This window comes from Pseudomonas sp. GW822-FHT03F04 (assembly GCF_058801405.1).
On the sequence record NZ_JBXANF010000006.1, the window covers coordinates 477,945 to 489,542 of the forward strand.

The window sequence follows — 11,598 nt, forward strand, 5'->3', positions numbered from 1 at the left end:
AAAAAGTAAGCAAAAAACGCTCGCCCCGGCGTTCGGCCCTCGCAGGCTCGGGTTCCTTCGCTCCGGTGTCCCTCCGGGGGCATCGACTTCGTCGATGAGTTCGGCTTCGCCGCACGGCACTACGTGCCAATCCCCGGATGAACACCTCCACTCAGCCTTCCGAAGGGGCGGGTGGATCAAGATCAAAAGCGTTGTCGAGCTAACGCTCATCCTGTTTTTGGATTACCTCACGTCGCCACATTCAAATACTTGCCCACCGACGCCGCACTATCGAGCGAATACTGCTTGCTCAGATTGGCAATCATCCGGTTCAACGCTTCAGTCGTGGTTTGAGTAGTACTGGCAGTCTGTTCATCGCTCGGACGCTGGCGCCCCGCCTGTAACGCCGCCTTCAACTCATCACTGCTCACGCCACCACTGCTGTCGCTATCCAGCACCTTGAGCAACGCCGCGCTGGTGTCGCTGCTGTTCGACGAGGTGCTGTCGCTGGCCTGCAACGCACTGCTCAGTTCGGTCGCCGTCACATTGCCGTCGCCGTCCGCATCAAGCTGGCTGAACAGTTCGTCACTGGAAACCCGGGGTGGCGGCGGTGGTGGTGGGGTGAGGCTGGCGGTGAGTTCGTCCTGGCTGACGACGCCGTCCTTGTTCTTGTCCAGGGCGGAGAAGATTTTGCTGCTGTCGGCGGTGCTGCCGGCGCTGGTCAGGCCGCTGCTCAGTTCGTCGCCGCTGATGGCGCCATCACCGTCGGTGTCCAGGGCTTTGATCAGGGCGTCGGCCAGGTCGGTGTTGGGGGCCTGGTTGTGGTCGGGTGGCGGTGGTGGCGCCATGGCGGCCATTTCGTCGGCGCTGAGGCTGCCGCTGCTGTCGCTGTCCAGGTCGCCGAATTGTTTGCTCAGGTTGACCAGCAAACCGTCATTGGATTTTTGCGACAGGGCGCTGTTCAGTTCGTCCTGATCCACCGCGCCGTCGCCGTTGCTGTCGAGTTTGGCGAACAGTTCTTTTTGCAGTTGCTGGCTGCGGGCGTTTTGCGTGGTGGTGCTGCTGGTGCTGGTGTAGCTCGTGTAGTTGCTCACGCTACCGATCATCGGGCTCTCTCCTTGGGCTGGAAAACCGGTTTGTGTACCGGCTTATGCAGCCTCAAGGCGGGAGGTGTCGTGGGTATGTGGATTTTGTACCGGGCGGTACACAGTCGGCTTCAGTGGCGGGGCAGGCGAATCACGGCGGTAAGGCCGCCGCCGGGGGTTTCTTCGAGGTTGAGTTGTCCGCCCTGGCGTTGCGCGGCTTCCCGGGCGATGGTCATACCCAGGCCGACGCCGCCGGAGTTGCGGTTGCGCGAGCCTTCCAGGCGGAAGAACGGTTCGAACACCGCTTCACGCTTGTCCGCAGCGATGCCCGGGCCGTGGTCGATGACGCGGATCAGCAGTTGCTCGCGCTGATCCTGCAGTTCGATGTGTGCTTGCCCGGCGTAACGCAAGGCGTTGTCCATCAGGTTGTTGATGCAGGACCGCAAGGCCATCGGCTGCACCTGCAAGGGCGCGCAGTGGCCGCTGACCTGCACGTCGGCGCCCTGGTCCTGGGCGTTCTCGCACAGGGACTCGACCAGCGCCTGCACGTCCATCAGTTGCAGCGCTTCGCTGGTGCGTTGTTCGTGCAGGTAGGTGAGGGTGGCGTCGAGCATGCCGATCATGTCGTTGAGGTCCTGACGCATCTGGCCCTGAAGTTTGTCGTCGTCGATCTTTTCCAGGCGCAGTTTCAGCCGCGACAGCGGTGTGCGCAGGTCGTGGGAGACGGCGCCAAGCATGCGGGCACGCTGTTGTACCTGTTCACGAATCCGCTGCTGCATCAGGTTGAAAGTGTGCGCCGCCTGGCGTGCTTCGCGCGGGCCGGATTCGTCCAGCGGCGGGCTGTCGAGGTTTTCACTGAGGCGTTCGGCAGCGTCGCTCAGACGCTGGATCGGGCGGCTCAGCAGCTTGGCGCCGTACCACGCAGCGATCATCAATGAGATGAACTGAAAGGTCAGCGGCACCAGCGGCCCGCCGAACCACGGGCGTGGGGGGCGCCGTGGGAAGCGCGGATCTGGCGGTGGCCGTTGGCCGTCGATCCCTTCGGAAAACTCCGGTGGTGGAGGCGGTGGTGGCGGGCCGTAATGATGGAACCAGGCGAAAGCCAACAGGTGCGCCAGGACGATCGCCACGAACAGCACGCCAAACAGGCGGCCGAACAGCGTGTCGAAGCGCGCCCGCATCAGCCGATGTCCCGTGCGTCGAACAGGTAACCCTCACCGCGTACGGTTTTGATCAACTGTGGGGCTTTCGGGTCGTCGCCGAGTTTTTGCCGCAGGCGCGAGACCAGCAGGTCGATGCTGCGGTCGAAGGCTTCGATCGAGCGGCCACGGGCGGCGTCCAGCAACTGTTCGCGGCTGAGCACCCGACGCGGGCGTTCGATGAACACCCAGAGCAGGCGGAATTCGGCGTTGGATAGCGGCACCACCAGGCCATCGTCGGCGATCAACTGGCGCAGGACGCTGTTCAGGCGCCAGTTGTCGAAGCGAATGTTCGCACGCTGTTCGGTGCGGTCGTCGCGCACCCGGCGAAGAATCGTCTGGATCCGCGCCACCAGTTCCCGGGGTTCGAACGGTTTGGCCATGTAGTCATCGGCACCCAGTTCCAGGCCGATGATGCGGTCGGTGGGTTCGCAACGGGCGGTGAGCATCAGGATCGGGATGTCCGATTCGGCGCGCAGCCAGCGGCACAGCGACAGACCGTCTTCGCCGGGCAGCATCAGGTCGAGCACCACCACGTCGAAATGTTCGGCCTGCATCGCCTGGCGCATGGCCGCGCCATCGGTGACACCGCTGGCGTGAATGTTGAAGCGGGCCAGGTAGTCGATCATCAGTTCGCGGATCGGCACGTCATCGTCGACGATCAGGGCCCGGATGCTCCAGCGCTTGTCGTCTTTCTGCTCTTCATTCACGGAGACTTGGGAGTTGTGCATGAGGCTGTTCATCTGCCAGTAGGCCGCCAACCACAAAGATAGGCTGCGAGGTTGTGGTTTCAGCATAGGCGTCCGGCCGTGAGGCGGGAAGGGCTGCTGTAAGGACATGTTGCGGCTGGCGAGGCTAGCGCGGACGCATGTTGTCGGCGTGTCGGTTGTGTATCGGCTTCGACACAATACCCTGCAAGGCTATGCTGATCACGTCCGGCGCGACGATTTACCGATCATCGGGTGCCGCGCCGCCGCCGGTTCCGCTACAATGCGCGCCGATTTCGACTTGCCTGAGAGCCCATCCATGTCCGCCTGCCAGACTCCTATCATCGTCGCCCTGGATTTCCCCACCCGTGACGCCGCACTGAAGCTGGCCGACCAGTTGGACCCGAAACTGTGCCGGGTCAAAGTGGGCAAGGAGCTGTTCACCAGCTGTGCCTCGGAAATCGTCGGCACCCTGCGTGACAAGGGTTTTGAAGTATTCCTCGACCTGAAATTCCACGACATTCCCAACACCACGGCGATGGCGGTCAAGGCCGCTGCCGAGATGGGCGTGTGGATGGTCAACGTTCACTGCTCCGGTGGCCTGCGCATGATGGCGGCCTGCCGTGAAGAGCTGGACAAGCGCAGCGGCCCGCAACCGTTGCTGATCGGCGTGACCGTGCTGACCAGCATGGAGCGCGAGGATCTGGCGGGTATCGGTCTGGACATCGAACCGCAGGAGCAGGTGCTGCGCCTGGCTGCACTGGCCGAGAAGGCCGGGATGGACGGTCTGGTGTGCTCGGCGCTGGAAGCCACGGCGCTGAAAACCGCGCACCCGTCGCTGCAACTGGTGACGCCGGGGATTCGTCCGGCCGGCAGCGCCCAGGACGACCAGCGTCGCATCCTGACCCCGCGTCAGGCGCTGGATGCCGGTTCCGACTATCTGGTGATCGGCCGTCCGATCAGCCAGGCGGCGGATCCGGCCAAGGCACTGGCCTTGGTGGTCGCCGAACTGGCCTGATCGAACAGCTGAAGATGCAATGAAGGGAGCCCGATGGCTCCCTTCATTGTTTTCAGACCTTCAACACCAGCTTGCCGAAGTTCTCGCCGCTGAACAGTTTGCCCAGGGTCTCCGGGAATGTTTCCAGGCCTTCGACGATGTCTTCCTTGCTCTTGAGCTGACCCTTGGCCATCCAGCCGGCCATTTCCTGGGCGGCACTGGCGTACTGCGCGGCGTAATCCATCACCACGAAGCCTTCCATCCGCGCGCGGTTGACCAGCAGCGACAGGTAGTTGGCCGGGCCTTTGACCGCTTCCTTGTTGTTGTACTGGCTGATGGCGCCGCAGATCACTACGCGCGCCTTGACGTTCAGACGGCTCAGCACGGCGTCGAGGATGTCGCCGCCGACGTTGTCGAAATACACGTCCACGCCTTTCGGGCATTCGCGCTTAAGGCCGGCCAACACGTCTTCGCTCTTGTAGTCGATGGCACCGTCAAAGCCCAGTTCGTCGATCAGGAACTTGCATTTGTCGGCGCCGCCAGCGATGCCGACCACCCGGCAACCTTTGATCTTGGCGATCTGCCCGGCAATGCTGCCGACCGCACCCGCGGCCCCGGACAACACCACGGTGTCGCCGGCCTTCGGTGCGCCGACATCGAGCAGGGCGAAGTAGGCGGTCATGCCGGTCATGCCCAATGCGGATAGATAAACCGGCAGCGGTGCCAGTTTCGGATCGACCTTGTAGAAACCTCTTGGCTCGCCAAGGAAATAATCCTGCACGCCAATGGCACCGTTGACGTAGTCGCCGACCGCAAACCCAGGGTTGTTCGACGCGATGACTTTGCCTACACCCAGCGCGCGCATGACTTCACCCAGACCCACCGGCGGGATGTAGGACTTGCCCTCGTTCATCCAGCCGCGCATGGCCGGGTCGAGGGACAGGTATTCGTTCTTGACCAGGATCTGTCCCGCCGTCGGTTCACCCACCGGTACTTGCTGATACGTGAAGGTCTCGCGGGTGGCGGCGCCCACCGGGCGTTTGGCGAGCAGGAACTGACGATTGGTCTGGTTAGTCATGACAGGCACTCAACGGGATGAAGCCTTGTTGATAGACCCTCCTTGGTGATGCCGCAAGGTTGGCTGACGAGGCGAATGCAGGTCGATCAAACAGGGTGATAGTGGCTGTCACCGTTTTATCACTGCGATTCATGGGCGGTTAAACGGCCTTCTGATAGTGCTGCCGCTGTCGGGGTGGCTGTGGCTATGCTGCCCTCATCAATCCCCGCATTCGAGGACATAACAATGAGCATGACGTTTTCCGGTCAGGTCGCCGTCGTCACGGGCGCCGCCAACGGTATCGGCCGCGCGACCGCCCAGGCGTTCGCCGCTGAAGGTCTGAAAGTGGTGGTGGCCGACCTGGATGCCGCCGGGGGCGAGGGGACGGTGGCGCTGATTCGTACCGCCGGCGGTGAAGCGACTTTCGTGCGGTGCAACGTTACCGTCGAAAGTGATGTGAAAAATCTGATGGACGAGGTGATCAAGACCTACGGGCGACTCGACTATGCCTTCAACAACGCCGGGATCGAAATCGAGAAAGGCAAACTGGCCGAAGGTTCGATGGATGAATTCGACGCAATCATGGGCGTCAACGTCAAAGGCGTCTGGCTGTGCATGAAGTACCAGTTGCCGTTGCTGCTGGCCCAGGGTGGCGGGGCGATCGTCAATACCGCATCGGTGGCCGGCCTGGGCGCCGCGCCGAAGATGAGCATCTACGCCGCCTCCAAGCACGCAGTGATCGGCCTGACCAAGTCGGCCGCCATCGAATACGCCAAGAAGAAAATCCGCGTCAATGCCGTTTGCCCGGCGGTGATCGACACCGACATGTTCCGTCGCGCCTATGAGGCCGACCCGAAAAAAGGCGAATTCGCCAACGCCATGCACCCGGTGGGTCGCATCGGCAAGGTCGAGGAAATTGCCAGCGCCGTGCTGTACCTGTGCAGCGATGGTGCAGCGTTCACCACCGGCCATTCGCTGGCCGTGGACGGTGGCGTGACCGCGTTCTGAAACGCGTCCATTGATGCAGGAAAAGACCCGCCCGCCGGCGGGTTTTTTTTCGTCTGCCGTCAGTTACATGTCGTTGATAAACAATGTGTATCAAATAGTTAGAACGGTGGCTTTTGACGGCGTTGTCGCACAGCCTGACCGGCGCGGCTGTGATTTACTGCCGCGGGCAAAACGGACAGGAGTTTGGGTACTCATGGAATTGAGAATTGACCGACAGGCAATGGTGCCGGTTGTGCAGCAGATTGTTGATGGATTGATCGAATGGGTCGTGCAGGGAGAGGTGCCGCCAGCCACGCGCCTGCCTTCCGTGCGACAAATCGCGCGGTTGAACCTGCTCAGCCAGTCGAGCGTCATGGAAGCTTGCGAGCGTCTGGTGGCGCAGGGTGTCCTGGCCTCGCGGCAAGGCTCGGGGTTCATGGTCGCGGCCACATTGCCGAAGTGTTGCAAGGCCTTCGACAGTCCTGCGTTCGAGGGTGAGCGTCACGGCTGTGATACGGATCCGGAATGGCAAAGAGGGCTGAAACTGGGCGACGGCGTTTTGCCGCAGAGCTGGCGAGAGCCCGATGATCTCAGCTACGCGATCCGTCAGGTGGCTCGCACCGACATGACCAGCCTGTTCAACTACAACACGCCCCTCGGGCTCCCCGCGCTGCGCGAGCAAATCGTCAAACGACTCGGGTTGCTCGATATCAAGGCTGACGACGAACGGGTGCTGACCACTGCCGGCGCCAGCCACGGGCTGGATCTGATCGTGCGTACCCTGTTCCGGGCCGGTGACTGTGTGGTGGTGGAAACACCGGGTTATGCGCCGCTGTTCGACCTCCTGCGGCTGCACGGTGTGCGCATGCTGGAGGTTCGCCGTACGCCTGGCGGGCCGGACCTTGAGGCGCTTGAGGCGTTGTTGCAGCAGTTCCGGCCGGCGGCGCTGTTCATCAACAGTCATCACCACAACCCCACGGGGAGCTGTCTGGCGCCGGCCGTGGCGCGGGGTATTCTGCAATTGAGCAAAACCTACGACCTGCGGTTGATCGAAGACGACGTCTACGCCGATCTGCACAATGGCAGCGGCACGCGTCTGGCGGCACTGGATGAAGACGGGCGGGTGATTTACGTCGGCAGTTTTTCCAAGACGCTGAGCAGCTCGTTACGGGCAGGTTTCGTAATGGCCAGTGTTGAGGTGATCGAGCAACTGGCGCGGGTCAAAATGATCAGTTGCATGGGCACTTCAAGGTTCAGCGAGGCGGTTCTGGCGGCGCTGCTGGCCAGTGGCGCCTATCGAAAACTGGTGCAGCGCCAGCGTCAGCGGCTCAATACCGATCGGGCAGCAGCCTTGCAGGCGCTGGAGGATGCCGATTGGGAAGTGTTCGGCAAACCCACTGGCGGGCTGTTCATCTGGGCCCGTTCGCCGCTGGCGAATGACGAGCACCTGCGCAGGCAGGCCTTGCGTCATGGTGTGCAACTGTCCTGCGCGACATCATTCAGCCCCAGTGGCGAAGCCAGTGACTGGCAGAGGATCAATGTGGCCTACGCTTGTGATCCGAGGGCGCGGCAGTTCTTTCGCAGTACAGCCGTGGATCGACCTCAAGTGTTCTGAAAACGACGCACACCTAGCTTTTTGCCATTATTCCGACGCCAGAGTCTTGTGCTGGTTCATGGCCGTTGCGACTCTTCGGCAACAGACTTTGGCAGGGGACTACGCGCAATGATTTCGGCCGTGCAAGGACGTTTTGCCAACCTCGGTATGGCGAAAAAACTGGGTATCGGGTTTGTGCTGGTTTTGCTCTTGACCGCGCTGGTGGCGGCCATCGGCGTCTGGTCCCTGCAAACCATCAGTCAGCGCTTCGACGGGCTCAAGCAGATGTCCTCGCTCAACAGCGGCCTGCTCAAGGTGCGTCTGCTGGAACAGGACTACGCCTTGCACGGCAATCCGAAAACCGCCGATGCCGTGCACGAGGGCGTGGATGGTCTGATCGCCATGGCCGATCAGCTCAAGGCTCTGTCGCCGGGCAATGAGTCGGTCATGAACGACGTCCAGCAGTCGCTGGGCGCTTACCGCAAGGCGTTCGATGAGTTCGTTTCGTTGACCCAGGCCAAGGACCTGGCGCTGGAAATGGCCAGTTGGTCGGTGTCCAGCGTCGCCAACAACCTCGACGTCCTGCAGGCCGGGCTTGCCGATGATGGCGCCTATACGCTGAAAGACAGCGAGGGCAAGGATGGGGCCCAGTTCATCGAGCAGGCCAGTCAGGTCAGCCAGGTCTCGCGCCTGATGTTGCAGGCCATGAACGAAGCGCGGGTGCGGCTGGATCAGAGTCGCAAGGGCGACGACAGCGCCAAGGGCAACATCGAACAGGCCGCGCAGGCCCAGGCGCAAGCCGAACAACTGAAATCCACGGTCAAGGACGAAGGTTATCTGACGGTCCTCAATGAGGTCTCAGGCCACATCGCTGGTTTCAATGACAAGCTCGCCGAGTACACCGGGCTTCTGGCTCAGGAAAAAACCGTCTATGAGCAACTGCATCAGCGTGCTGCCCAGGTAGTGGAACGGGTCGATCAGGCCTATGTCGCCCAGGACGTCGCGATGCAGGGTGAGTTGAAGAAGAACTCGGTGCTGATTATCGGCTCGTCGGCGCTGGCGCTGCTGGTCGGTCTGATTGCGGCGTGGGTGATCACCCGGTTGATCGTCGCCCCGTTGCGCAGTGTGATGCATGTCGCGCAGCGGATCGCCGCCGGTGACTTGAGTGCAACGGTAGAGGTGACCCGTCGTGACGAAATCGGCCAGTTGATGCAGTCCATGCAGCAGATGGGCGCGGGCCTCAGCACCATCGTCAGCGGGTTGCAGGCGGGTATTGAACAGTTGGCCAGTTCCGCGCAATCGCTGTCGGCGGTGACCGAGCAGACCAACCTTGAGGTCAGCAGCCAGAAAGAGGAAACCGAGCAGGTCGCTACGGCCATGAATCAGATGACCGCCACCGTTCACGACGTGGCGCGCAATGCCGAAGAAGCGGCGCTCGCCGCGCAGACTGCCGACGACAAGGTCGAGAGTGGCCAGCAGGTGGTGCGCCAGAGCATGGCGCGGATCGAGCAACTGGCGGATTCGGCGACGTCGGCCAGTTCGAGCATCGAAAGCCTGAGCGCAGAAATCCAGAACATCGGCACGGTGCTCGGAGTGATCAAGAGTGTTGCCGAACAGACCAACTTGCTGGCGCTCAACGCCGCGATCGAAGCGGCGCGGGCGGGCGAGCAGGGTAGGGGGTTTGCGGTGGTTGCAGACGAGGTTCGGGCGCTGGCTCGACGCACCCAGCAGTCGACCGAGGAGATCGAGCGGCTGGTCAGTGCCTTGCGCTCGGCGGCGCATTCGTCGGTGCAGCAGATTCAGAGCAGTGGCGAGCTGGTGAAGCTGGCGGTGAGTGATGCGTTGCAGACGGAAAGTGCGCTGGGGAGTATTGCGGCGGCGGTTTCGTTGATTCAGCAGATGAATCAGCAGATTGCGGCGGCGGCCGAGGAGCAGAGTTCGGTGGCCGAGGAGATCAATCGCAGTGTGACCAGTATTCGGGCGAGTGCGGATCAGTCTTCGATTGCGATGCGCGGGAATGCGGCTTCGAGTGTTGAGCTGGCGCAGTTGGGGAGTGAGCTCAAGGGGATGGTGGGGCACTTTCGGCTTTGATTTGGATTTGACCTTGGCGGCCTTTGGGCCGACCAGGTTGCTGGTTGTTTGGTGTGAATATCCGTTTCTTTGGGTGCTGCCGCTGGCGGTTTCGCCCTTACGGCGAGTCCCTTTTTCAAACGCCAAAAAGGAACCAAAAGGCTGGGCCCCGGCGTTCGGCCCCTCGCTGAGGCTCGGTGTTCCTTCGTTCCGGGATTGATCCGGGGGCATCGCCTACGGTTTGCTTCGCTGCACCTCCTCTCGATGTGTTCGACTTCGTCGAACGGCGCTACGCGCCCACCCCCGGATAAATCCCTCCACTCAGCCTGCCGAAGGGGCCGGCACGTCAAAAGCGGTACTCGAGCTAACGCTCATCGTGTTGAGTGGTGGGAAGCAAAAGCCAAAGCCAAAGCAGAAGCAAGAGTAAAAGCAGAAGAAGCAGAAGAAGCAGAAGAAGCAGAAGAAGCAGAAGAAGCAGAAGAAGCAGCAGCAGAAGAAGCAGAAGGTGTAGCAGCAGGAGTCGAGTTGCATGCGTTTCAAAACCCGAGTTCGACTCGGTATTTCACGTCGGCGTATCTCTCCCAATCACCTCGGTCAGTCCCCTCTCCCTCCGGGAGAGGGTTAGGGTGAGGGCGCTTTGGATTTTGATCTTTGCCGCGCCCAATAAAAAAGCCACCTCTCGGTGGCTTCTCTCTGACTGCACTCAGTCGTAAATCACTTTCTTCTTCCAGTCCGCATCAGCCTCGACATCCTTGAGGCCTGCAGTCAGTTGGTTTTCTTCGCCTTCGACCGGGGCAATCTTGTCCATGACCTGGGCGTTGGCGCGGGCCAGGAGTTTTTCCAGGTATTGGAGTTGTTCGGCGTAGATCTGCGGGTCCTGCTGTTTGCGCAGGTATTGCACGCCGCGTTCGAACGCGAGGCGGGCCTGGCCTGGCTGGTTTTGTTGCAGGGCGTGCTGGCCGAGGTTGTTGAAGAACTCGATGTGCAGCAGCACCAGGATATGGCGTACTTCGCGAATCCAGTGCTTGGCTTCGTTTGGTGGCAGGAAACCGTCCTGGGCGGCGCGGGTGATCTGGCCGTGGAGGGCTTCAAGAAGGAAGCGGACGTCCTTGGCCTTGGCTTCGGTCTGGATCGGGGCCGGCGGGTTGTTGACCGGGATCGATTCGCCCTGGGCGACGAGGGCGCTCAGTTCGGTGATGCGGGCCTTGGTGGTGGCGCTGGTCTTTTCCAGGTTCAGCAGGCGCTGGCAGACGTTCAGTTCCAGGCGGGTCATCAACAGCTTGAGGGCCGGGGTCATGAACTGGCCGGGGAAGGTTTCGGTCAGTTCGCCACAACGGCGCAGGCGGTCGTTGAGTTCGACCTTGGTGCGGGCCTTCTCCAGTTTGGTGTTTTCCACCACATGGTTCATGTAGCCAATGGCGATCAAGATTGCAATCCCGGCTATGACTAGCAGGGTGATCATGAGTGGTGTCACCGGTAAGACCTCTTTATAGGGTTCGCGTGCGAGTGTAGTGGCTTGGCATATAGGAGCCTAGCGCCGCTCGACGGGTTGGATCGACTAAGCTCAATCTGTATCGGCCGCAGGGCTGCTTATATAAATGCTGGCCCTTGGGGTGCAGATTGCCATCACCTTTGCCGTGGACTATAGCGCCTTGGCGAGTGGCGGAATATAGGCGTCAATCGTCGGGCGACGGAAAAGTCCGAATCGGCTCGTAAAGCAGGGCGAAGTCATTGATTTAAATAAATTTATATCAGGGGGTTGACGACCTTCCAATCCATCCATAGAATGCGCGCCACTTGCAGCGTAAAGCACACAGCGATACGAAGCAGGGAGTGAATGTTGTAGTGTGTCCCCTTCGTCTAGTGGCCTAGGACACCGCCCTTTCACGGCGGTAACAGGGGTTCGAGTCCCCTAGGGGACGC

9 protein-coding genes, 1 tRNA gene and 1 pseudogene are annotated in these 11,598 nt (G+C 61.3%); 6 read left to right on the top strand and 5 right to left on the bottom strand.

Annotated elements, in window-relative coordinates; genetic code table 11:
* Positions 1 to 227 precede the first annotated feature (227 nt).
* The 3 genes from xopAW to AC1RMX_RS17255 form a co-directional block, all read right to left on the bottom strand.
* Entirely contained in the window at positions 228 to 1,085 is an 858-nt protein-coding gene (gene xopAW / locus AC1RMX_RS17245) for a XopAW family type III secretion system calcium-binding effector (RefSeq protein WP_493072589.1), read from the bottom strand.
* A gap of 110 nt (positions 1,086 to 1,195) precedes the next feature.
* A complete protein-coding gene (locus AC1RMX_RS17250; protein ID WP_096817981.1) occupies positions 1,196 to 2,245 on the bottom strand; it encodes a sensor histidine kinase in 1,050 nt (349 codons plus the stop codon).
* Positions 2,245 to 2,994, bottom strand: coding sequence for a response regulator (locus AC1RMX_RS17255; protein ID WP_085710962.1), 750 nt, complete (start codon positions 2,992 to 2,994; stop codon positions 2,245 to 2,247). Before AC1RMX_RS17255 ends, AC1RMX_RS17250 begins: the two co-directional genes overlap by 1 nt.
* Positions 2,995 to 3,289: 295 nt before the next feature.
* Here AC1RMX_RS17255 and pyrF point away from each other — a divergent pair, with 295 nt between their 5' ends.
* Positions 3,290 to 3,988 (top strand): orotidine-5'-phosphate decarboxylase, encoded by a 699-nt coding sequence (gene pyrF, locus AC1RMX_RS17260; RefSeq protein WP_493072590.1) that lies wholly within the window; start codon positions 3,290 to 3,292, stop codon positions 3,986 to 3,988.
* Positions 3,989 to 4,040: 52 nt separating this feature from the next.
* Here pyrF and AC1RMX_RS17265 read toward each other — a convergent pair whose 3' ends face one another.
* A complete protein-coding gene (locus AC1RMX_RS17265) occupies positions 4,041 to 5,045 on the bottom strand; it encodes an NADP-dependent oxidoreductase (protein WP_493072591.1) in 1,005 nt (334 codons plus the stop codon).
* A 225-nt stretch (positions 5,046 to 5,270) separates the two neighbouring features.
* Between AC1RMX_RS17265 and AC1RMX_RS17270 the strand changes: the two genes are divergently transcribed.
* From AC1RMX_RS17270 to AC1RMX_RS17285, 4 genes and pseudogenes are all read left to right on the top strand, one after another.
* Positions 5,271 to 6,032, top strand: a complete 762-nt coding sequence (locus tag AC1RMX_RS17270; protein WP_260520574.1) for an SDR family oxidoreductase — start codon at positions 5,271 to 5,273, stop codon at positions 6,030 to 6,032.
* Between the two features lie 193 nt (positions 6,033 to 6,225).
* Positions 6,226 to 7,626, top strand: a complete 1,401-nt coding sequence (locus AC1RMX_RS17275) for an aminotransferase-like domain-containing protein (RefSeq protein WP_096817975.1) — start codon at positions 6,226 to 6,228, stop codon at positions 7,624 to 7,626.
* A gap of 264 nt (positions 7,627 to 7,890) precedes the next feature.
* A pseudogene (locus AC1RMX_RS17280) lies at positions 7,891 to 8,787 on the top strand (HAMP domain-containing protein); the annotation flags it as partial.
* A 204-nt stretch (positions 8,788 to 8,991) separates the two neighbouring features.
* Positions 8,992 to 9,696, top strand: a complete 705-nt coding sequence (locus tag AC1RMX_RS17285; protein WP_493072596.1) for a methyl-accepting chemotaxis protein — start codon at positions 8,992 to 8,994, stop codon at positions 9,694 to 9,696.
* 682 nt (positions 9,697 to 10,378) lie between these two features.
* Here the strand turns inward: AC1RMX_RS17285 and AC1RMX_RS17290 are convergent.
* The gene (locus AC1RMX_RS17290; protein ID WP_065261849.1) at positions 10,379 to 11,137 is read right to left on the bottom strand and encodes a hypothetical protein; all 759 of its coding nucleotides are present in this window, start codon (positions 11,135 to 11,137) and stop codon (positions 10,379 to 10,381) included.
* A 387-nt stretch (positions 11,138 to 11,524) separates the two neighbouring features.
* Here AC1RMX_RS17290 and AC1RMX_RS17295 point away from each other — a divergent pair.
* Positions 11,525 to 11,597: transfer RNA gene (locus tag AC1RMX_RS17295), tRNA-Glu, on the top strand.
* The last annotated feature ends 1 nt before the right edge of the window (position 11,598 follow it).